25 protein-coding genes are annotated in these 22,897 nt (G+C 38.5%); 17 read left to right on the top strand and 8 right to left on the bottom strand.

The window, feature by feature from the left end; all coding sequences use genetic code 11:
- Positions 1–784 (top strand): IS3-like element IS1163 family transposase (locus FFM62_RS01020; RefSeq protein ID WP_137604528.1); only part of this gene is annotated, 784 nt, incomplete at its 5' end.
- A gap of 293 nt (positions 785–1,077) precedes the next feature.
- On the opposite strand, the gene FFM62_RS01015 is transcribed toward FFM62_RS01020, so the two are convergent.
- The 6 genes from FFM62_RS01015 to FFM62_RS00990 all read right to left on the bottom strand — a co-directional run bounded on the left by FFM62_RS01015 (position 1,078) and on the right by FFM62_RS00990 (position 3,213).
- Positions 1,078–1,302, bottom strand: a complete 225-nt coding sequence (locus tag FFM62_RS01015; protein ID WP_115470476.1) for a hypothetical protein — start codon at positions 1,300–1,302, stop codon at positions 1,078–1,080.
- A 231-nt stretch (positions 1,303–1,533) separates the two neighbouring features.
- Entirely contained in the window at positions 1,534–1,812 is a 279-nt protein-coding gene (locus FFM62_RS01010; RefSeq protein ID WP_115470475.1) for a hypothetical protein, read from the bottom strand.
- Positions 1,813–2,154: 342 nt separating this feature from the next.
- Positions 2,155–2,349, bottom strand: a complete 195-nt coding sequence (locus FFM62_RS01005) for a hypothetical protein (RefSeq protein ID WP_115470474.1) — start codon at positions 2,347–2,349, stop codon at positions 2,155–2,157.
- Between the two features lie 12 nt (positions 2,350–2,361).
- Positions 2,362–2,547 (bottom strand): hypothetical protein, encoded by a 186-nt coding sequence (locus FFM62_RS01000; protein WP_115470473.1) that lies wholly within the window; start codon positions 2,545–2,547, stop codon positions 2,362–2,364.
- Between the two features lie 12 nt (positions 2,548–2,559).
- A complete protein-coding gene (locus FFM62_RS00995; RefSeq protein ID WP_115470472.1) occupies positions 2,560–2,979 on the bottom strand; it encodes a hypothetical protein in 420 nt (139 codons plus the stop codon).
- A 9-nt stretch (positions 2,980–2,988) separates the two neighbouring features.
- Positions 2,989–3,213 (bottom strand): hypothetical protein, encoded by a 225-nt coding sequence (locus FFM62_RS00990; protein WP_115470471.1) that lies wholly within the window; start codon positions 3,211–3,213, stop codon positions 2,989–2,991.
- 373 nt (positions 3,214–3,586) lie between these two features.
- Between FFM62_RS00990 and FFM62_RS00985 the strand changes: the two genes are divergently transcribed.
- The 8 genes from FFM62_RS00985 (at position 3,587) to FFM62_RS00950 (ending at position 15,223) form a co-directional block, all read left to right on the top strand.
- Positions 3,587–3,865, top strand: a complete 279-nt coding sequence (locus tag FFM62_RS00985; protein ID WP_115470470.1) for a hypothetical protein — start codon at positions 3,587–3,589, stop codon at positions 3,863–3,865.
- 310 nt (positions 3,866–4,175) lie between these two features.
- A complete protein-coding gene (locus tag FFM62_RS00980; RefSeq protein ID WP_115470469.1) occupies positions 4,176–4,424 on the top strand; it encodes a hypothetical protein in 249 nt (82 codons plus the stop codon).
- Complete coding sequence (locus FFM62_RS00975) at positions 4,414–6,657, top strand: toprim domain-containing protein (RefSeq protein WP_115470468.1); 2,244 nt, start codon at positions 4,414–4,416, stop codon at positions 6,655–6,657. The genes FFM62_RS00980 and FFM62_RS00975 overlap by 11 nt, the downstream gene beginning before the upstream one ends.
- A complete protein-coding gene (locus FFM62_RS00970; protein WP_115470467.1) occupies positions 6,654–7,247 on the top strand; it encodes a hypothetical protein in 594 nt (197 codons plus the stop codon). The genes FFM62_RS00975 and FFM62_RS00970 overlap by 4 nt, the downstream gene beginning before the upstream one ends.
- Before the next feature lie 4 nt (positions 7,248–7,251).
- Positions 7,252–9,141, top strand: coding sequence for an AAA family ATPase (locus tag FFM62_RS00965; protein WP_165845860.1), 1,890 nt, complete (start codon positions 7,252–7,254; stop codon positions 9,139–9,141).
- Positions 9,134–12,274, top strand: a complete 3,141-nt coding sequence (locus FFM62_RS00960; RefSeq protein ID WP_115470465.1) for a type IV secretory system conjugative DNA transfer family protein — start codon at positions 9,134–9,136, stop codon at positions 12,272–12,274. Before FFM62_RS00965 ends, FFM62_RS00960 begins: the two co-directional genes overlap by 8 nt.
- A gap of 22 nt (positions 12,275–12,296) precedes the next feature.
- Positions 12,297–14,648: a pLS20_p028 family conjugation system transmembrane protein gene (locus FFM62_RS00955; protein WP_115470464.1), complete on the top strand. Its 2,352-nt coding sequence runs from the start codon at positions 12,297–12,299 to the stop codon at positions 14,646–14,648.
- 56 nt (positions 14,649–14,704) lie between these two features.
- A complete protein-coding gene (locus tag FFM62_RS00950; RefSeq protein WP_115470463.1) occupies positions 14,705–15,223 on the top strand; it encodes a hypothetical protein in 519 nt (172 codons plus the stop codon).
- A 128-nt stretch (positions 15,224–15,351) separates the two neighbouring features.
- Here the strand turns inward: FFM62_RS00950 and FFM62_RS00945 are convergent, their stop codons facing one another.
- Both FFM62_RS00945 and FFM62_RS00940 read right to left on the bottom strand, forming a co-directional pair.
- Positions 15,352–15,627: a hypothetical protein gene (locus FFM62_RS00945; protein ID WP_075269617.1), complete on the bottom strand. Its 276-nt coding sequence runs from the start codon at positions 15,625–15,627 to the stop codon at positions 15,352–15,354.
- Positions 15,628–15,629: 2 nt separating this feature from the next.
- On the bottom strand, positions 15,630–16,427 hold the full coding sequence (locus tag FFM62_RS00940; RefSeq protein WP_115470462.1) for a ParA family protein: 798 nt from the start codon (positions 16,425–16,427) through the stop codon (positions 15,630–15,632).
- Between the two features lie 365 nt (positions 16,428–16,792).
- On the opposite strand from FFM62_RS00940, the gene FFM62_RS00935 reads away from it, so the two are divergent.
- From FFM62_RS00935 to FFM62_RS00900, 8 genes are read left to right on the top strand one after another with little or no spacing between them, the layout of a single operon-like run.
- Complete coding sequence (locus FFM62_RS00935; protein ID WP_115470461.1) at positions 16,793–17,131, top strand: hypothetical protein; 339 nt, start codon at positions 16,793–16,795, stop codon at positions 17,129–17,131.
- Positions 17,132–17,776, top strand: coding sequence for a hypothetical protein (locus tag FFM62_RS00930; protein WP_115470460.1), 645 nt, complete (start codon positions 17,132–17,134; stop codon positions 17,774–17,776).
- A 19-nt stretch (positions 17,777–17,795) separates the two neighbouring features.
- The gene (locus FFM62_RS00925; RefSeq protein ID WP_115470459.1) at positions 17,796–19,748 is read left to right on the top strand and encodes a putative type IV secretion/conjugal transfer ATPase; all 1,953 of its coding nucleotides are present in this window, start codon (positions 17,796–17,798) and stop codon (positions 19,746–19,748) included.
- A gap of 1 nt (position 19,749) precedes the next feature.
- Positions 19,750–20,004 (top strand): hypothetical protein, encoded by a 255-nt coding sequence (locus tag FFM62_RS00920; RefSeq protein WP_115470458.1) that lies wholly within the window; start codon positions 19,750–19,752, stop codon positions 20,002–20,004.
- 3 nt (positions 20,005–20,007) lie between these two features.
- The gene (locus tag FFM62_RS00915) at positions 20,008–21,300 is read left to right on the top strand and encodes a phage tail tip lysozyme (RefSeq protein WP_240005888.1); all 1,293 of its coding nucleotides are present in this window, start codon (positions 20,008–20,010) and stop codon (positions 21,298–21,300) included.
- A gap of 11 nt (positions 21,301–21,311) precedes the next feature.
- A complete protein-coding gene (locus FFM62_RS00910; protein WP_115470457.1) occupies positions 21,312–21,719 on the top strand; it encodes a thioredoxin family protein in 408 nt (135 codons plus the stop codon).
- Positions 21,720–21,722: 3 nt separating this feature from the next.
- Positions 21,723–22,310 (top strand): hypothetical protein, encoded by a 588-nt coding sequence (locus FFM62_RS00905; RefSeq protein WP_115470456.1) that lies wholly within the window; start codon positions 21,723–21,725, stop codon positions 22,308–22,310.
- The gene (locus FFM62_RS00900; RefSeq protein ID WP_115470455.1) at positions 22,294–22,881 is read left to right on the top strand and encodes a hypothetical protein; all 588 of its coding nucleotides are present in this window, start codon (positions 22,294–22,296) and stop codon (positions 22,879–22,881) included. Before FFM62_RS00905 ends, FFM62_RS00900 begins: the two co-directional genes overlap by 17 nt.
- The last annotated feature ends 16 nt before the right edge of the window (positions 22,882–22,897 follow it).

The following is a 22,897-nucleotide window of genomic DNA, read 5'->3' as shown; positions in this document are numbered from 1 at the left end:
CATAGAAGATCAGTTATTGCGACACCGCTTATCAATTATTCTTTCGGCACTGAAATTACCGCGCAGCACCTATTACCATTGGAAAAGATATCAACCTAGTCAACACGAACGTGTTGATAATCAGCTCAAAGAAAAAATTAAATTGATTTGGGAAAATAATTATCGTGCCTATGGTTATCCACGAATAACGATGGTGCTTCGCAAGTCAGGCATCTGTGTTGGGTCAAAACGAATTTTACGATTAATGAGGGAAATGGAGATTCACTCTTTAATGAATCGGCGATTTAAAAAACCTGGCACTCATGTGGATCATTCACAACGCCCCAATTTAATCAAGCACCAGCCCAATGCAAGGATATGTCGTGCTGACATTACTTATTTGGAATTACGTCCAGGAACCTGGGTTTATCTCAGTTCTATTTACGAACCAAAGGTTCATCAAGTCCTTGCTTTCAAGATTGGTCGTCAGATGGAGGCGACGTTAGTTGTAGAAACGATTAATCAGGCGCTTGAATGTCATCAAAAGCCACAATATTTTCACTCTGACATGGGTTCACAGTACACCAGCAACGAAGTTGAAACTTTACTTGAACGGCATCAGATTAGCCACTCATACTCAAAACAAGGTTATCCTTATGATAATGGGCCAATTGAAGCTTTTCACTCATTGTTGAAGAGAGAGTTTGCCTTTCAAACAACTTTTCCCAATTTTGAGGACTTGGTAATCCGAACTTCAAATTACATCAGTTGGTTTAATTCCGACAGAATTAGGACGAGTGTTTAGAAAAAGATGTGCCATTTATTGACATAGGAGCATTTTTAGTTGATTTTGTTCTTTCACAAAGTAGTTATCCTTGTAAATTTCACAATCTAGACCAATTGTTTTACTATTCATTGTTTTGAATCATTTTTGTTAGATCTCTTTGGGAAACTTCTTTTTTAGGCAGGGATTGGGTTGCTTTACCAAGTTATTCAAGTAAAGTTTCGATATTTTCATCTTTTGATTTATCATACTTATCTTGTTCTTTTTGCTGATCGTTGGTTAATTTCATTTGTTGGCTCCTTTTTTGGATACTTTTATACTGACTTTTGTGCTTGGTAATTTTGCCACCGATTTCGGATATAACTCCAAATGTACCCAATACAGAAGGAAATGGCACAGATTAAGTCGACACCAATCTTTTTGATTAACCACCAAATCAATTCCAAAGGAATCAATACACACCAAACAGCTATTCGATATATCAAACCGATTAATAATCCGGCTATATAACTACCAATTACAATAATAAAACTAATCATATATGTTGCCTCCTTTCATGGGGGTTCTAAAGATATATGTATCCTAACTGTATGTCGTAGTTAGGATTCCTGGCAATTTGCAGTAGTTCATTAGTATAGTTTATCGCATCAATCTATGACGCAAGGAGGATGCCAAGGCGATCTTTAAGGCGGCCACTTTCCATAATTTTTAAGTTATTTTCACTATATCATTTTTTGTGAATAAGCTGTTGAAATGACCCACGGGTAAATCTATTGATTCGTTACCTGCCAATTAGCAAGTTGTTTATTAATTAGTTTTTGTAATTGAGATAAAAAGTTGACGTTCGACATATGTTTTTGAAAAGTTAAAGCAAGGATACCAGCTAAATATTGCGTAAAGTAATTTGCAGTAGCTAAATCGCTCACGAATAAACGAAAAGTTGTCTGACCAAAAGCCGGTGTAAAAATACCAAAACTTATTTGATTGGTTGTGTGTTGTACAACCAGTTGATATGTATTTTCGGGTGTTATGATGTTTGTTTGAATCATGTGTTATTACCTCCTAAATTTTTTCTGTTGGTCAATTGCTTAATTAACTAACGTTTATTTCATTTTGACAGGAGGACAATTAAACAGGCGGGCCAAATAACAAGGGCGGCAACGCCGTGTTATTTACCTTTGTTATTTGGTCTAGTGCTGCTTAGGACGTAGTCCTTAGCAGTCACTGGCTGTTTTATCGTTTGGATGGCAAAAGGAAATGTTAGTAAATTGAGCAGTGTTGAACAACGTGAAACCATTTGTTCCCCTTGTTTTAGGGGACAGGGGTAGTATTGGAACCCCGCTTGGCGGGGACTGGGGTATGCAGAGAAGGGCGCAGTGCGCCCCTGGTTCTTAGATTGTCATCCAGTCGCTAAATGGTGTCTCAATCTCAAATTGAGCATACTGTAAGTCGTTGCTATCCAGGACGATTTTTTCGTCTAGGTAAGCTTGCCGGGCTTGTTCATCAATATCTTTTTCGTCGTCGACTGTTAGCGTGACCGTCTGTGTTAGCGTTTCTTCATAAGTTACTATTATATCTTTTTTCATGAATTACCTTAATTACCTTTCAAAATCGTTTTTAACATGGAAGTGAACAGATTGCATATCGTCGGGGGTTAGAACGATTTCGCCGTTGTCATACATTGTCATGGCTTTTTCGTCTAGGTCGTCAATATTCATTTCTGGGGTCATCTCAAGTTCAACTTCTTTTTTGCGATACTCTTCAAATACTACACGACATTTCATGGTCAATTCTCCTTAGTTGTTAAAGTGGTAGGTTGTGCCATTTAATAACACGTCATTAAAGGTTTCATATGTTTGAGCGTTTAACATGTGCGCCTTTTTGTTTTGTTCAAAGTCGTCTGATACTAGCGCTAGGGCTTGGTATTGTTGTGCTGACATGGTACTTGGCTTAATGCCCATATCAAGTAGTACAAGCGCTTGGTAGAACAATCGAGGACTTTCTTTTTGCAAGCCGTTCAACATGTTATAAATGGTTTCAACCAGTTTTACGCTAACGTTGGCGGAAACCAGTTCTTCATAACCAGTTGATAAAGCTTTTTTGTAATGCTCCTTTGGTACTTGGGTTTCCTGGTAACCATAAGTAATATCTGACATAGCTTGCGCCATTTTTGTTAAGGGCAATTTTGTAAAATCATCATAATAAGTTTTTGTCATTTTTAACTCCTATCCTAATTTAAAACCTTGAAATTCGTCATTAGCTAATCTGATAGTGATTTGTTCATCTCTAGCTTGTGCAACAATTAAGTGAAAAATTAAATCATCAACTTCTTTGGTTGATAAATCAACGTCGGAATAACTTTCGTCATGTTCAGGAAAAGGGACTGGTGTTGGACGGTCTCCACGCCATGAAAAAATAGACAATGAAAGGTCGGTTGTGTTTTGTGACATACTAAAACTCCTTGCTTAGGCCAGGTAACCTATAAAAATTTTTCTGCCAGCGACCACCTGTTGTCGCTGGGTTTGTCGTTGTGACGGGAAATTTTTTGCAGGTACCGGGACAAAGTACAAGGGCGGCGTAGCCGTGCTATTTACCCTTGTACTTTGTCCTAGTTATCCTTAGTAGCTTGGCGACTTAGGACTAACTGGTGCCTGCTATAAATGATAGGCACATAAGGCAGACCCAGTGTCATCAGGTGGTTGGCAGGCGTAGGCCTGCTTAGACCCCCGCTGGCGGGGACTGGGGTACATAGTAACGACTTGAATATATTTTATTATTTCGATAGCATACGAATCATAGATGCATTATTAAGTTGAATTTTTAATGACTGGGAAGGGAAAAACTATCTTATTTAAAAACGATCAAATATACAATAATCTGTCACCAAAAGGGAAATTAGCTTATTTGAGAGAGATTCAAAAGGGCAATCAAGTTGATCCGGATGAATTTAATCATATTGAGCAAGTGTATGTTGAACCAGAAGAAACCTTTGATTTAGGAAAAACAATGATTCAGCTAACTAATGATCAAAAAAATGAGGGAAAAGTATTAGCATATATTGATAAGCAACATAATCCGAAGTCAATTCCAGAAGTTGTATAGGACTTGCGTCGAGTATTGGCCACAAATATTACGGATGATGAGGGCAGGTGGATTTTGTCATGTGTTATTGCTTATTCAGAAGAGTATTATCAAAAGGCCATACAGTTAATTGCTAGTTAATATGAACAAAATAGCTCCACAAGTATTGGAAAAATATCCAATATTTGTGGAGTTTTATTTTGTTTGTTTTTGTATTAAAGATTTGATTTTAGTGGTCATAAAAGGGTGGGGCGTTTTTACATTGGCCTTTTAAATTCAGTTACGATAACCATAGTTAATCAAAACAAAAAAGTAATGGGGGAATTGACACATGGTATCAAAGAAATTAGCAGCACGTTTAGCAAAGAAACAGGACGAATTAGAAAATGCCCAAGAAAAGGTGACAACACTTAAAGGTGAAGTAGCCGACCTTAAGAAACAGGTGGAGTTAGAGTTGGTGCAAAAGCTACAACAACATTTGCAAACAGAAGACTTAGTAGATGTTGAAAAGTTTATCGAGCAAGTTTCACCAATCGAATCACAAACTGACAATGAGGGCGGTGAGTTGAATGACGATTAATCGTGAGGCGATGAAAGCTTTACCTATCCAAGGATACTTAGATTATAAAGGTATTGATTATACCACTGAACATAATCGTTTACGGTTAGTGGATCATGATAGTTGCATCATTAATACTGATAAAAACGTCTTTTTTTGGAATTCTAAGCAGTTATCCGGTGATTTAGGGGATTTTATTAGTGCTTATGAAGATGTCACGCCAAAGGAGGCTTGGGTGCGCTGGTCTGACTATAAAAATCATTATGATAATCAAGACGAACAGGCACAAGACAAATATAAGCAAAAAAGCGCAACAAATAATTATCAATTTAATTGGAAAAGATGGCGTACCTCGCAATCAACTAACAATACTGAAAATTATTTAGTGAATGAACGAGGCTTTGATAAAACCTTTGTGCAGCGTTTGACAGCATCTGATTTTATTAAACAAGGGAAACCTCGCCAAGACCGGCAGACAAAAGAATGGCAAAAGCCGGCCGTCTTATTTCCTTGGCATGATGAAAAAGGCGAAGTTGTCGGATTAGATCAACAAGGAACTGAAATTGATTATGAGAAATATGGTAAGCGTGGTACGCAAAAGAAAGTTGCCGCTGGCTCAGATTCTAATTACGGGTATAACTTCCATACAGGGAATGGTGCTGATCAACTATTAGTATTTGAATCACCAATTGATGCTTTATCGTACGCACAACAACACTTTCCAGAATTGGCGCATGAAAATGCGACATTTTTATCATTATCAGGAACTGATCATCAAAAAGTGCTGTCACAATTAGATCGTATGAATCAATTGAACGGTCATTTGCCTAACAAATTGGTGCTAGCGACTGATAATGATTTAGCCGGGTTTAAAGCAGCTGATCAATTTAGTGTTTTGCAATTTGAAGGCATGGAAAATATCCGCCAAGTACCAACCAAAGGAAAAGATTGGAATGACCAACTAAAAGCAAATGATCCTGGTATTAAAACAATGACAATGGAAGAAAGTCATAAACGATTAGAGGCATTAGAGACTTTCAGTAAGCAAGCTAAGCAACCATCGAACAAGTCCATGAAGGTTAAGGATGAAAAACAAGTCGCTAGTGCTAAGTCAGGACGATTAGCACGCGAGCAACGGCGGACTGACCGAAAGGGCAAAAGTCGTGAAAAAAATGAAGAGATTATCAAAGATGCTTTGCAACGTGTGAAGAATTATCAAAATGATCCGAAAGAAGTACAAAACTATTTAGATTTTGTGGCTCAAGGACAAAACTATTCACCACGAAACACGATGCTGATTTATGGGCAACGTCAAGACGCCACTATCGTGAAGGGATATAAGCAATTTGCCGAACAGGGCATTCAAGTTAATAAGGGCGAACAAGGTATGAAAATATACGGCGCCCCTAAAAACTTGCAAAGCATTATCGCGCCAGATGGTAAGCAAGTTTATTGGCGTGATGCAACCGCAGAGCAGCGTCAACAAGCTAAAACTGGTGACCTAGAAATGCGGTCGATTAAACATTATCCAATTCAAACAGTGTTTGATATTAAACAAACAAATGCCTCACTTGATGATTTACCCAAATTGCTGCCTAATCGACCAGTTAATTTATCAACTGATCAATCCGATGAACAGTTACAAACGGTGTATGACACGTTGAAAGAATACGCAACTGAACAACAACATGTGAAGGTGATTGATCAAGATAAAGGGGCAATGAAATTTTTAGCAGATCACAAGCCAATGACAAGTAATGGTATTGCGAAAGGTGCGACTGTCATTAATCGTAAGGATCCAGAAGATAGAAGTATCGTCTTACGACCTGATTTACCAGTCACCGACCGAATTGCGACACTGGCGCATGAAATGGGACATACAGCGTTGCATCAACAGAGTGACGCTAATACCTCAACTGCTGAGAAGGAATTACAAGCAGAAATGACTAGTTATGTTGTTTTAAAAAATATTGGTGTTGAACCGGGTGATATTAGTGAAAAGTACATGAGTGATTGGACGAAAAGACTTAAAAAAGTCGCTGATATGAAAGATAGAAATCCTAATTTAATGGCTGATGTGACCAAAGCGAGTACGTCGATCACTAATTATTTGTCAGACCGCTTATCTGATGGCCAAACAATAACCAATGAGAGACGGGTGGCGCCTAATATACATCCAACGGCTGTACAAATGGCCACGAATCAAGCAATACAAGATCAAGCACAAGAGGAAACAAGAGGACGAACAAGATGAGCAACACGACAATACAAGGAAAATTAGTTCAAGTTGCACGCGGTAATGGGCTATATATGTTGTCAGTTGAAACCGGTCGGGCAGACGGTTTACTGGTATTACCAGCAACGGCCGAGCAATATCACCTATTATTTCCAGCAGGTGACCCCGTACTAAATGACCACTATGAAATAACTTTTAAACAAACACCTGAACAAATAAAATTACTCAGTGTATTTGATTTAGCTGATGAAGTGGTACCAGCGGAATTAGTTCCCACTTTAATCACGACACAAGATTTTGACTTACAAGGAGAAGAGTTTATGGATACAAAAAAGGAAGCTGCTGCTTTAGAGAAACGTTTAGCGGCCATCCGACAAGATGAATCATTGATGCAAGATATTCAAGCGGAAGTTGATCAAGAAGAGCAGCAACGATTAGCAAATATTAAAGCACGGCAAGAAGGACAAGGTATTGAGCAATTATTTACCGAAGAAGAAATTGCCAATATGAACGCCTATAAGCCAAAAACACAACCACAAGGTGCCTCATTATCGGCACGAACGCAAGTTGCCACCGATGCTAATGATTTACCAATGGAAGGAGATTAATCAAATGACCAATACACCATATTTAGATCGTTTTACTACCAACTTGAATCAAATCATTAGCGCTCAACCGGATGAATATGGTGCCTTTGGACGTGATGTTGAATTAGGACGATTAGTGCGCATCTTGAATCAACATAAAAAGAATAGTGCTGCTATTTTGGGTGAAGCGGGTGTTGGTAAAACGGCGTTAGTCGAGGAATTGGTGAAGCGAATCATAACGCAAGATGATATTTTGCATGGGACGTTATTAGACCGACAGGTAATTTCTCTAGAGTTAGCTAGTTTAATGGAATCAACAGCTGGTAGTAGCTTTGCCTCAAATTTGCATCATATCGTTGATGAAGTGAAAGCCAATCCGAAGATTCTATTATTTATTGATGAAATGCACGAATTGATCGGTACAGGTGCTGAGGGTGGCTCAGGTATGGATGCCGGTAATATTTTAAAGCCAGCCATTGGTCGTGGTGAAATTCAAGTGATTGGGGCAACGACTAATAATGAATTTCGTCAATATATTGAGTCAGATAACGCGATGGAACGTCGTTTTGATAAAGTGCTGCTGGATGAATTTACACCAAGTCAAACGCGAGCAACTTTAAAACAGATTGTCGATGATTTACCAGCAGGTGTTGAGGTACCGGATGAGGCATTAGATACAATCATTAATTTTTCTGACCGCTACATTACAACCCACTTTTTCCCCGAAAAGGCGATTACCTTACTAGATAATGCGCTAGTTGAATCAAAAATGAACAACCATTCGGTAATGATGGAGAGTGATATTGCAAGTATTATCCACGAAAGGTATCACGTCCCCATGTCTGTCTTAACCGAAGAGGATGATAAACGGTTATTTCAATTGTATGAACGGATGCAAACGCAAGTAATTGGTCAAGATGCCGCTCTAAAGAAGATTGTTACCAGTATTCGCGTTCGTGCGGCTGGTTTAGGTGATATGACGAAACCATTATCATTTCTACTGGCAGGCACACCTGGTGTTGGTAAAACCGAAACCGCTAAGGCAATTGCGACACATTATTTTGGTGACGAGCGACAACTAATTCGTTTTGATATGTCAGAGTTCAAGTTTGCTAAGCAGTCTATGGCAAGATTTGCGGAACGGGCGGCAGATGCCGTTAAGTTTAATCCCTATTCAGTTTTGTTATTAGATGAGATCGAAAAAGCTGACCCAATGGTGTTGGATTTATTGCTACAAATTTTGGATGATGGTCGTTTAACCAATGAACGTGGCCAAACGATTAACTTTAAGGACTTAATCGTTGTCATGACAACGAATATTGGGCATCAATTAATCATTGAGCGGGCAGCAAAAAGTGAAGCTTATCGCCGTGATCCGCAGCATCAAGAAACCTTTGGTAAGAACTTTGAAAATGCATTATTAGGAGCTGACTTACGACAAGAATTTATTAGTCGTATTGGAGCAATTATTATCTTTGAACCGCTAGAAATACCAAATGTTAAAAAGATTATTGATTTAAAACTCAGTCATTTAGATAAACGAGCGCAGCGACAAGGTTATCACTTAATCTTTCGTGATCAAGATGTGATTAATTTAATCCCTAGTTTTTCTGACAGCCTTGAATATGTTGGTGAACAGGTAGTTGAATCACACTCATTAATTGATTTTTTGGTTGATAAGGGTTATCGAAAGAGTTTGGGAGTCCGTCCGTTGGATGATAGCATCATGGATTTCGTTCAAGCAAGGATGGCTGAATCTATTTTGAACGAACGGCGAACAGGGCAAGCCAATGGACATACATTTGTTTTTCGTGCTTGGGGAGCGCCACCAGATGAAACACATCCTAAAGGTAGTTGGCAGTCAGTGGTGACTCAAGTTGACTTAGACACGCAGAAAGTAGGTATTCATGAGTAAAGAATGGTTCGGGAATCGTTATGAGCAATCGCGTGCCTATGAAAAAAGTAGCCAAATCAGATTACGCGGTCGTTGGTGGTTTCAATTAATTGTTTTTCTATTATATTGCTTGGTTGGTGTAATTTTTGCCATCCTGTTAGGAACCCTATCAGAGGTCATTTGGTACATTATTCGTTCAGGTCTTGGAAACATGGCATTAAACATGTTCAATATATACTTCCAACCGGCGTTTAGCTGGGAATACTTGCAACAATACGCAACATTTACCTTAACTGGTGGCGTCTTACATGAAAATTCTTTTGTTATTTGGATTATCATGCTCCTTGCTTTTGGGATTTTCTTACGGTTAGGGATTAAAAACTGGTATGACTGGGTACAAAAATTCGGAGATCGTACCACTAACCAAAATCGTTGGGCAACCTTAAAAGAAATAGATCGTACTTATGTTTTAATTCCAGATCGCAATAAGTTTTATAAAGGTGCATCCGGACAACCAATTAGTCATATATCGGGGTATTCCTATGAATTTCTTCGATTACATCCAATCCTTTGGTTAAAGCAAATTGGTAAAAAACTTGGAGGATTGAATCGTGAAACCTTTCCCGGTTATTATCAAACATTACGACCAAAACTGATGAATTTGAAGTTCACCAAGCGTTGGTTCAAAGGACAGGAAACAGTTGAAGGTGGGTTTACTGGTTTTTACTGGATTGATCCTAAGCCAACACATGCCATCACAACTGGTGCCACGCGTTCAGGTAAAGACCAACGTCGTGGGTATATCTTTATTGATATTATGCGGCGTGCAGAAATTCAACCAAATATTATTGATACCGATGCGAAAAACGAAGATGCCAAAATGTCATTTATCCCTTTGCAAAAAGCGGGTTATGAAGTGCAGCTATTAAATATTGCTGATACTGATTGGTCAGAATCATGGAATCCATTTCAAGTTGCTTTGAATTATGCAATGGATGGTGAACTTGATAAAGCCCGTGATGAGGCAATGGTTATCGTGCAAATTATTGGTTCTTCTAGTTCATCGGAAGGTGGCAATGATATTTGGGATAAGACCGCCGAAGATACGCAACTAGCAATTATTTTAATTCTCTTGTGGTTAGCAATGGAAAATCAAGACCAAACCCTAGCAACACCTGCCGGTGTCCCACAATTTATTAATTCAGTGAATCAATTTAATGATCCAAAAGATAAAAACATGGATGGTTTAACCCAATATTTCAACATGTTACGTGAACTTGATCCGATGCCGCCAATTATTAATGAGGCGATTCTAAAAGCGGGTTCTTATCTTGGAGCAACTGGTGATACGAAGTCGTCGGTTATGTTTACCTTGCAAAGTCGTTCAAGCTTATTTGCGTCTGAAACAGTCGCACGACTTACCTCACGGTCAACTATTCAAATTGCCGATTATGGTTTCCCCAGAATGTTAAAGGTCAATGTACCAACAAGTTATGCAGGTACAACGGCCAAGGTGGAACTATATAAACGTGAAGATAAAGAGGCTAAGGGAAGTTATCTGGAACAGGATGCCGTCAAGGTCAGTCGAGCTGGTGTTATTCAATATCCATTTCATGAAGTATTTCCGGATGAGTGGTTAATTAAAGTTCACTTTGCAGACAAAGGGAATCCGAAACATCTACGGGATTCATGGATACAAATCAGTGGTGAAAAACGTGTCCAACGTAATCTAAATCACACGATTAAAATTAATCCGCACAGCAAGCAACCAGTTAAAAAAATTGTGACGTATCCATTGGAACAACACTTAACTAATGATAACAAGGCAACGTTTAGCTTGCGTTATTCAGAGGAACCAAAAGCAGTGTTCATTGTGACGCCTCAAAGCAACGATAACTATGCCGCAATTGCCTCGTTATTCTTAGGACAAGTCTTTTCAGTTAATACACAAATTGCTTCAGAAATTACTCGCCGTAAGATGGATCGTCAGATTATCTATAAGCTAAATGAGTTTTCAATGTTTCCAAGAATCCCTGGGTTTGATAACTTCTTAACTCGTGGACTAACTTATGGCCACATTGTTGATATGTATGTTCAAGATGATGTGCAGGTTGCTAAACAATATTCTGAATCAGAGGCTAAAGAGATCATGAATAACATGTTGACGCAATTTCATATTCAAACCAAAGATCGCGATACTAACCAGGCTGTTTCTGAACGGCTAGGTGAAATTGAAGTTCAAAAAGAAATTGTTAATTCTCAAATGGGTGAACAGCAACAAGATAGAGGAAACCGGCAAATATCTATTGATAAAATGCCGTTACTTTCTGCTAAAGAACTGGAAGAATTGAATGATGGTGAAATGGTCATTATGCGTACTGCTAAACGTAATGATAAGAAATGGCGCCGTATCCGACCACTGCCAATCTTTGATACTGGTAAGACGTTGATGCCAAATGCGCGTGATTTAATTGGACAAAGTTATCATTTGGATTACTACACAACGGACTTACGGATTAAAAACAATACCAAGAACCTCAGTTATCAAGACATTTTCCAAGATTACAGTGGTTATTATCAACAATTAGCAGCACAAGTGAATCCAGAAACCGAACCGGCAGAAGAAAAGACTCAGGAACCAGTGAATGTAGCAAGCACAGAGACAAATCTAGATACAACGGCATCAGAACCAATTGGTAACCATGACGATGATAAATTTCCAGAACAAAAGATATTAGCATCGACAGCTCAACCATTCATTGCAGCAGAATCAACACCTGTTAATACAATAGAACCGCTTGTATCTGAATCCAATGAAGAAAATGATGATGAAGTTGACGACTTTACATTTTGGCAGCGTAATTTTGATAAGTATTCTGGTAAAGAATTAGTTTCACTGATAGAAACAGCAGATATTGACTTAGTGAATCAGGTTGAAGATGCTATTGCTGATGTATTAAATAAACAAGATCAACTGAACGAAAATGAAGAGAAGATGAAGGTATATGCAGATGCAACACAGCATGTATTCTTTAAGAAACATGATGATCTAAACAATCAAGAAAGTATGCGTAACTTTATTAATGATGATGAAGTCATGTTTGATTTATTGATACGAATTGATGATATTCGTGATTCATCAGAAGAAAATTAATCTATGAAAGAGAGGAAAAGCGATGTTTGGGTTAATAACTCTACCAGCTGGTGGCGTGAATAATGCCTTTTACGAATCGTGGGCGGATTATTTACAACCAAAATCACGGATGTTTCTGTCTGTTTTACAAACAATGTTTCAAGGACTGGCAGATATTTTCTATGACCTGGCCAATGCTGTTTTAACAGCTTGGAGCGCTGCCTGGAAATTGGCTGATTTTAGCAGTTTATTTACAGATGCCAAAGAAGCTAATGATATGACTGGTTATCAATTAGTACAATATACGGGTTTATTTTTCACGATAGGCCTTATCATTATGTCAATCATGATGGCCGTTCAACTAGTGCAATTTAATTTAACTTCTGGTAGGCGTGGTAAGGAATGGCCAGCTGGAATCGTCACCGCTGTGATCATTATCGCTTTAGTGCCTATGTTAATTTCAGGCGGTACTGCGGTTGCTAAGAGTATGAACTCAACCCTTCTAGGTGATAATACGGATACGGCTCAGAATGGTGGCCATAGTATTCTAACGGATGTCTGGAAAAATAATTCTGTTGACTTAAAAAAGGTGGCACAAGCTAATTTTAATGTCGATGAAAAACATATTCACGATTACAGTCCAGTCAAAAATAATTCATCAAATGCGATTGTTAAATCCTCTATTTTTACCAGCGTTATTGATGATGATGATAAAAAGGAGATAAAGGGAAAAGAGGCTAAAAAAGTATTTGATAACAAACAGGGAGAAGAATCCAAAACGGAAAAGATGGACAAAGGGGGTTGGATAAAAGGAAGTGAGGATGCTTATCCACGCGTTAAAGTTAATTGGATGGGAATCATTGCTGCTGAGATAGTTTTTGCGATTGTTGGTTTCTTGGCGATCATTGAATTAATCGTACGTTTCTTCCGACTAGCTTATTATTCACTAACCCTACTTGCATTGGCTTTTCGTGATATGGAAGGCAAGAAAGCGATGCAAATATTGCACCTTATGGAAGGTAGTATTCTAGGACTTGCTTTGTTGCCGCTAAATGTTATTTTATTTTTTGCCTTCGTGCAATGGGGTATGAATGCCATCAATAACCAAAGTCTATCCTGGGGGCCTTATACAGTTGTTAGCGTTGCTTTACTGCTAGCCGCTGGAAAAGGTTTATTATCAGGCTTTGCATTGATTGATGATTGGACAGGTACGCCTTCCGGACATGGAGGTACAGTTACTAGCCTGATTGGCGCTGGTGCCGCAGTAGCCGGTGTTGGTCGTAGCGCTAATGGTGCAGTAGCAGCGCCTTTTCATGGTGCCGCTAAAGTTGGCCGTGGTGCCACTAAAGCTGGGGAAAAGACTGTCAACGGTGCCAAATCAATTAAGGATAAGGTGGCACAAGCACGTAAACGTGGTGATGATACTCAAAATGATGTCCAAGGTGGCAAACAGAAGAAGTCCGATCCAATTGATGTAGGAGCAGGTAGCACTTCGTCAAACTCAGGTGCTGGACAACAAGTCGGTAAACCCAGCTCATCTGGTACTGGTAATAAGTCCACAACGAATAATGATGCTCATCAATCAAAGAATGCCACAGGTATTCCAACAACTAGTATAAATCAATCAGCTAACCAAGAAATTCATGACAATGATACAAGACAATCAGGTGCAGTGAACGAGTCTGGTAATCAGCAAACAGGATCTAGAACACCAGCGGATGCGCATAATCCAGGTATTCAGCCTGGTAGACCATTAACGAGTGGCGGTAATCTATCTGGTAGTCAGGCAGGTTCTAAAAATGGTGGATCACAAGCAATTAGTCAAACGACTGGTTCATCTTTGAGTAATGAATCACCTAAATCATCAATGTCTCCAAGTTCGGGTTCAAGCGATAATAGTACAGTACCAGTTGGTATGAGTATTCCAACGAATACGCCTAGTTCGTCGCCAAACACTCCTTCTGGGACAATGAACAGTAACACCAGCAATAATCCAAAACCATCAAGTAATTCGCCAAAGGACACACAACCTATGGCAGATGGTAATACGTCACAACCTGATAATCTTGTTAATACATCGGTACCTGCTGGTAATACCGGTAATCGAGTTACAAATTCTGTACCGCACATAATGGGGCAGCAACCAAGTAGGTCAACGGATATGCCAAATGCTAATCCAAGTAATAGATCGACGAATAGTAATTATCAAAGCTTTAATCCACAATCAAATCCAAAGCTTGCTGGAAATCCAGGGGTAACACAAGGTTCAAGATTTAGTCAATCTAGACAATCGCAAAATAAATCGCAGAGTCAGTATTCTAGGCTACAAAAAGAGTTACAAGATGATCTCAAAAAGGCTTATCCAAAGACAAATACTAATAAACAGAGATCATAAAGTCATGATAACCTTTAAAGAGGGTCAGGTAATGAATTAGTAATAAGGAGAGTTATATGAGTCTAAAACTAAAATGGATTATTGGGGCAATTATTGCATTAATCGTTGTTGCTGGAGGGGTGTCTTATGGGGTTTATCAACATAACAAGCCACTGACAGACCAAGAATTTAAAGAACTAGAAATTGACGAACAATTTGAGAAGGCACCTGCAGGTCATTATGTACATTTACGTAAGAACGATGCAACATTGTACAGAACCACTTGGTCAGCAAAAAAGATAAAAAATTATTTAATATACGATTACGTTAAAAATAATAAGGCGCATAGAGATGGTAGTACAGATGCTAAAAATAACTTAGGAACTAATTATCAATTTAATGATAAGCATTTAGTTGATACACAAGCTGGTGAAGGTGAATTAGGCATACTTTATAGCGAATTGTTTGATAATAGCAAGTTTAATTCTGATACTAGTTATGATTCAGACTATGTCTATAATTGGTACTTTAACAGTCCACAACAAGCACAAAAAGACTCGGATGTTCAAGACAATGTCACTCAGATCATTCGATAATATCAAGTATATGATTACGTATAATTAAGCGTATACTTATAAGTATACGCAAAAGTATAATGATAAATATACGCATAGTAAAAGGCACCGCGTTACGCAACGTGATGCCTTTTTGTGTACTGAATATTTTATTTCTCTTGGTCAAGTAGTGCTTGGAAAACATCGACAGCAAAACTTGATAAACCATTGTAGCCGTTCTTTTTAGCCAACTTAACGAGATCTTGTTTCATGCTAGGCAACATTGTAATGGAAACGGATTGTTTGCGCTCAGTTGCCTTTTTTTGATTTAAGTCCAACCCAGCAACCAAATTTGCTGCCGGATTGTCACGGACAGGATTATTGGCAAAAGCATCTTTCATTTGTGATTCAGAAGAAGATTGATTTTGTTTTGAATTAAATGACATGATTAAGCCTCCGATTCATTTTGAATAGTCTGTGTCATTTGGGTAAATTGATTGATGAGGTGTTCTTTAAAACCAGGATATTTTCTTATTTCACTATCAGGCATATCGACCACGGCTTGTTTTTGTGCCGTAGACTTTCGCATAATTTCACGGGCGTTAATTTGGGCAATAACATCAGGCATATTATCTAACGCTCGTCTAAATTCACGACTTTCTGTTGTGTTATGTTGTATTTTATTACCAAGAAAATAGACTTTCGCATCAATATCACTAACACCGGTGCGTGGATCAACGCTATCTTTTCGATAATCAGCCATGCGTAAATCAAACTGAGTTTTTAGTTGTTGAAAGCCATATTCACTAGGTTCAAGTGGCACGATTACAATATCACTGACCGCAATCATGTTTTTCGTTAGTAAACCAAACTCTGGATGGGTATCAATTAAAACAAAATCATAGCTTTGGATTTTTTCAGCGTTAGCATTCATCCATTGCATTAGTAAATATTCACGATACATTTTGGTTTGGATTAAACCTTCCACACGATCTAAATTAGGTGAAGCGGGTAATAAATCAATATTTTTCGTTGCGTTTCTTATCTCAGGGTCACCAGCAATGAACACGTCTAACAAAGTATGTTCATTGGTAATTAAGTTATACGAAGAACTTAAATTAGCTTGAAAATCACCGTCGATTAGTAAGACTTTATAGTTATTTTTTGCTAGCCAAGCAGCGTAATTAAAGATAATAGTAGTTTTACCAACGCCGCCCTTTGAACCTGTAAACGTCATAATTTGCATCTTATTTTCCTCGCTGTTTCTTTTATTCTTGTCAAAATGAAATAAACATTAGTTAATCAAAGGAACATTAGCTTAATGACTATAAATATTATAACACCGGGGTTAATAGCTAAGTATACTTAATAGTATATCTTTAAACATACTTAACATTATACTTATAAGTATACGCAAAAGTATAATTAACATTATACTACTAAACATTCTTATAAAGATACTCATTAGCCAAGTGACTTAATTTGCTTGGTTTTTTTAATCACTGACTAAAAGAGGGGTGGGGCATTTTTACATTGCCCTTTTAAATTCAGTTACGATAACCATAGTTAATCAAAAGAACAACAATGGACTGACCGAAAAGGAGATATAAAATGAACGGTTATAATTATCGGGAATTTTCACCAGATAACAATATTTGGCAAAAACCCCCACGATTTCTATTTTTAAATTTTGAACGTTTGGCAGTGTTAGGCGGATTCTTTCTATTCACCTATATCATGTTATCGCAAGCTTTTTCCTACCAGCTAACTTTTTCTAAAGTGGCCTTTGTTTGTGTGATGATTTTTGCAGCTGTCTACGCAATTCTACCAGCACCAAGTAACCCAAACAGTTTAGTGTTAGATGAAGTTTTTGTTCGTGGGCCAAAAACAGTTAGCTCACAAAGCTTACATGGGTCTATGAAATGTATACCGCTAGAAAAGGAGGACTAGATGGGATTTAAGCAAAAGAAAAAGAATAAGTTATCCATTAAGCAGCTGGCAGAGTTACAACGGCCGCAAGTCTCGCTATTAGATTTATTACCTTTCAAGCGATTTGAAGGCAAAGATAATTTATTGGTATTGTCCGGCGAAGATAAAAAGGATGCTGGCTATATGGATATGCTTACCATCTATGGGAAAGATTTAGATTTCGTGTATGGTGTGGGTTCAGAGGGCGCCTCAAATATCATTCGTGATTATCATTTGCTCTTAAACACGTTCACGAGTGATTTTGATATTATCATCACTCGTATGTCAGCTGAAACAACAATCCAGCAACGGGCTTGGTTAGCGACTCGTGCAAGTATTGATAAAGAAATGGCCGCCACCACTGATAATCATCGTTATCGTCAGTTACAAATCCGTTATCAATTAGTTAATCGCCAATTAGAAAGCTTGCGAAATGTAGCAGAAAACGTCAAACACCAATCATATACTGCATTTATTTATGGTGATTCGGCGGCAGAAGCCCGTACCGCTAGAGAAATATTTATTAGTTCTGGTGGTCGTGCTATTACAGCACAATTAATGTCACTGAGTCAGAAGAAAACAATGTTAAAAATCTTGCAAGATCCAACGCAACAACTTAACCAATAACTATTAAAAGGGGGAGCCTATGAAACGCAGTACCGCTGCAAAGTTACGTAATCAAGGATACGACTTGGATTTAATTTGGGAAGTACAAAATCCAAGTCCAACAATTTATCATTCAGATTTTATTCATTTTGGTAATGGTGTCGGTACCATTGTCACCATTTACGATTATCCAAAAGAAGTCCAACAACAAATGTGGTTCCGTAATCTACTAGATACGGACAACACCATTACAATGCTAAAGGTTGGTACAGAAAGTCGTGATAAGGTCGAAAAAGCCTTACAAGACGCTGCAAATGCCAATAACGCAATCCTAGGTGATAAATGGCAGAATGATCAACGAAAAATGCTGGCAGGCAATGAATACCAACAAAATATGGCTGATTTAAACGATGCGTTGAATGGGCAAGAAGTTTATAAACGTTTATACGTGCGGGTACTGTTTACAGAGCGCACAATTGAACAGTTACGAACGAAACTAGATGATTTTCGGCAACGACTAAGTAACTATAAATCAATGGTCTACGCAGGTGAAATGGCCAATCATTTACGACAATTCTTTGTACCGGCGATGAAAGTACAAAATTTAGCATTGAAGGATAAAGGTTTTCCAATGAAGGCTTATTCTTTGGCTGGTACATATGCGTTTAACCAAACATTCTTGGCAGATTCTCGTGGTGCTAACCTAGCGACAACCTTCCAAGGTGGTGAAGTCACCTTTGATCCTAGTCATTCTGATGGTAAGCATCGTACGACCGCTTATAACTTAATTATTGGAGACGCAGGTTCAGGGAAGTCAACTTGGATGCACCAACAATTAGATCCACTATTTGCCCGTGGTGACACGATTTGGTTATTTGATCGTACCCGCCGATATTTTCCACATGTTAATCAGTTAGGTGGCCTGATTCTAACGATGGATGGCTCACAAAACCGCGTTAATATTTTTCATGTCTTTGGAACAGTCCTAGACGAAAACGGACATATTGATAAGATTAACTCATTTTTGCAACATGTCGAAAAGGTCAAAACATATTATGCTACGTTGAATCCAGAGGCTAACGTTGGTGAACTGAATCTGTTTATGGATGAGTTGCGGCGATTCTACATTGAAGATCAGGAAATGTGGTCATATTCACCCGAAGATCACCCCGAAGAACTACGAATTATTGGTTTAGATGCTAATGCTTATCCAACCTTGGAAACCTTTATCAGTTATCTACAAGCCCGTGCTTTAAACTCACGTGATTTTACAGCAGACAATCGTTCTCGTTTGGAAAATATCATCATGGTCTTAAAAAACCTACTCAATCAATATGGTTCCAAAGTTAATGGTCATACCAATGTGCCTGACTTATCTGATGAACAATTAATTATGTTTGATACCTCCGGTATGGCAGAATGGGACGCCAAAGTTTATGCGGCACAATATTTTAGTATCATGTCGCTGATGAACTCATACGTTGTTATGAATGGATACCATCAATTAAAGCGTGAACAAGCAGGAGAATTTAATAAACAAACGGTTGCTGATGGAACAGCTGCTCCTAAATACTTTTGGTGGATTCAGGATGAGGCAGACGATGTGATTAACTATACGAACCCGTTAGGAATTTCCTTTGCAGATAAGATGATGCAGCAGCAACGTAAGAACTACTTTGGTTTGTTTATGATTTTCCCCGGATTAAAGAACGTATTACCGACAGGTCAACAACAAGATAGTGAAGAGACACGAGCTATGGCTGACTTCTTTAATCGTTTCCAAAATCATCATATCGGTCGGTTGCCAGAGGATGATAAAAACAGATACGCCAGTGTTACCAGTAGTTCAGATGCAACTGCTGATCAGTTAAATACTTTACCAATGCTACAAGTTGGTCAATTCTTGTTGATTTTACGTGGTTTTCAGTCAATCTTTATCACGGCTTACCGACCAACAGATGAAGAATTGAAGATGTACGGAGGAGGTATTTAGGATGGGGTTTAAGCAAGCGCAAGAACCAAAAGAAGAGGAAAAGCAATCAAAGCCTATCAAGGAGAAAATAGACCGTTATAAGCCAAAGAATATTTGGTCTGAGGCCGAAAACGATTATCAAACTTATAAAGAGACCGGTGATTGGCCACAACGTGATCCAGCAGTGGTCAGTCGAACAATCCGATTATTAATAGTTGTGGTGATTATTTTCCTAATCTTAGGCATTTTGCTATTGGTACAAGCAATTGGAGGATAGTTAATGAATGAGGAGGAACCCGACCTAAAGAAATCAGGCCAGCAAGTCGTTAAAACAGCTAAAGCGGTTAAAACTGGTATGCGTTGGTTGGTTTGGGCGAAATATATCGTGCCAATCGGTTTAATATTGGGTGGCTTGTTTTTCTTCTTCTTGGTGATTATTAGTCTATTATCTGGTGGTAGTGATGATGGTAATGTCTGCTACACCGAAAACAATGAGACACCATCAGGAGAAGGCTTTGGGGGTGACTGGCAAGATAGTAAGTCAGACAAACACAAAGCGATGCAAAAAGCTGCCGATAAATTTAAAAATGATTTACATATGAGTGGTGACAATATCGCTGCCGCATTGGCTGTTGGTTTACGTGAAAGTCAATTTAATCCCAAAGCCGTCAATCCTAGTGGTCAAGTTAGGGGGATTTGGCAATGGGGAGCTGGTAGTATCAATGGAAATCGTTACAAAGACACAAAAGATAATGTGGATTCTCAGGTTGATTTAGCTATTAAAGAGCTGAAAACAACGCATACAGCCACCCTATCACACATGCACAACGCAGATTTATCACATTCTTTGGAGGCCTGGGATGTGAACTTTGAAGGATTAACAGCTTCTGATCCGCAACGTAAACAAACACAAACATTGGCCACTGCACAAAAAGTTAAGTCGGTTTTTAAACTAGATTTTTCTGGTAGCTTAACTGATTTAACGGGTGGTGATGCTAGTACCGCTAACGGTGGTGCAACATTAAATCCTAATAATTGTCCACCTTCAACAGGAACAAGTTCTGGTTTACCAATTAAAGGTAAATATAATATCACGGGTGGCTATCCTAATTATCAGGGAGCTGGTGGTAGTCCACACTATGGTGTTGATTTTCAAACCGTTGGGGCTAAAGAAAGTGGTGAAGCTAGTAATGTTTATGCCGTCGCTGATGGTAAGGTATATGCCAAAACATCAGATTCAACGGGTGGTAACTACGTCGTGATTAAAAATAATGATGGGAGTTATACCTACTACGGGCACGCACCTTCACAAAGTGTCATTGTTGTTAGCAAGGGTGATACGGTGCATAAAGGGCAACATATCTCGCATCAAGGTCAAACTGGTTTAGCAACTGGTGTTCACGTTCATTTTGGGGTCAACAAGAAGAAACCAGCCTTTGCGCCACAATCAGATGGTTTAGTGAGTGGTGGTGATTACCTATCAAAAGTACCTCGTCAAGCGGTTCCTTCTAAGGGTCAAACGATACCAGCCGGGCCATTTTCAACTGATCAAGAGGATAAAGACAAAAAGTAGAGGTGAAATAGATGATTGTCAAAAAATATGCAAAAGAAATTGTCATTTTATTGGTCAGTTTAGGTGTGGCTATTGGTGGTTACTGGACGTGGCAAAATTATACGTATCATGACACGAGACAACCACAACAGGTATTAGAAACTAAGGAAAAAACCAATGATGATGTGGTGTTAATTTTTCATAAAACAGGTTGTCCGGATTGTAAGCAAGTTGTACGTCAAATCAATCAAGCGATTAAACAAGGACAAGCAGATGAATATGTAGTTGTTGATACCAAAGATTCTGATCTATATAAAAAGTACAACATTATTGAGGTACCAACCGCTATCCACTTACGTGATGGTAAAGAAATTGATCGTCAGGCTGGTATTAATAATTTAAATAAGTTAGAGAAAGTCATTCACGCAGCAAAGGAGTAAATCATGAAACGACAGACCGTGCAGAAAAGTTTAGCCGGATTGATTGTTATATTGAGTGTAACTTTTGCCGTTTTGGCAACCGTTTACCGGCAGCAACAGGTGAACGGGCAAGAAACTACCAAACAGCAAATTAAACAAATTAATGGTCAGCAACAACGGGTGAAACAACAAGCACAAAGTAACGAACAACTAATCAATGATCAAGCTTATCAAAAGCGGACGTTAGATTTTCTCAATCGGGCATTAGATAAAGCAACTGCTAGTGGTGACATATCTGAAACAGATGAACGCTATGGTAATGAAGATGCTTATGAGGCTGTAACTGGTATGGCAGGCATGAATAGTGCGCTAAAATTGAAAAATCATGAGTTGCATTTTAATAAAATGGCATCCGGTGAAGTTGTGGGCGACGGACAGATTGAAATTGAGGCAAGCGGTATTTCAGATGACAAAAAAGCGAAAACACGTCATTCGAATCAAAAGTTTACAATTTTAGTCACTTTAACCACCTATCAGAAACAACTACGTGTGGAAACCATTCAATTAGGGAAAGTGAAAGAAAGTGAGAACGCCAATGACACGATTTACTAAGTGGTTTTACGGTATTTGTGGTGGCTTGAGTACCCTTGCTATTCTATTTGGTAGCATCATGGCGTACACTGGCGCATCACATAAACAAGCGCAAGTCCACCAAGAAACGCAATTAAAAAAGACACAAGCCCAAGTTGCTACTTCTAAATTTGAACGTCAACGGCCTTTATATAGTCAAACAGAAAAGAAACTGGATACTTTCATGAGTGCCTTCTTTAATTATGATAACCAACAAGGTTATGATCACCGGGGTCAAGGCACGAAGAAAGTGGTTAGTCAGTCAGTTTATGATGATAAAAAACTATTTAAAGATGATAAGTACAAAAAGACGAAACAATTGGGCTTGCAATCAACATTTGTGAAGAATCAAATCGTACCAACTAAGATTAATGATAGCCAATTAGAGGCAACGGTTTATACAACACAAAAACTTAATTATGAGGATGAAGAAGGCAAAGATACTGTAAAAGTTTTTAAAATCACTTATGATGGCCAGACTGATAAATTGTCAAAGGTCAAGCAACAAGGCATGTTTGAGATGGCAATCGACAGTACGATTTCATTTGATTAACTGCCGGTTATAGAGG

Source organism: Weissella thailandensis, assembly GCF_005405465.1.
Lineage (GTDB): Bacteria > Bacillota > Bacilli > Lactobacillales > Lactobacillaceae > Weissella > Weissella thailandensis.
This window is presented reverse-complemented; position numbering and strand designations above follow the sequence as displayed.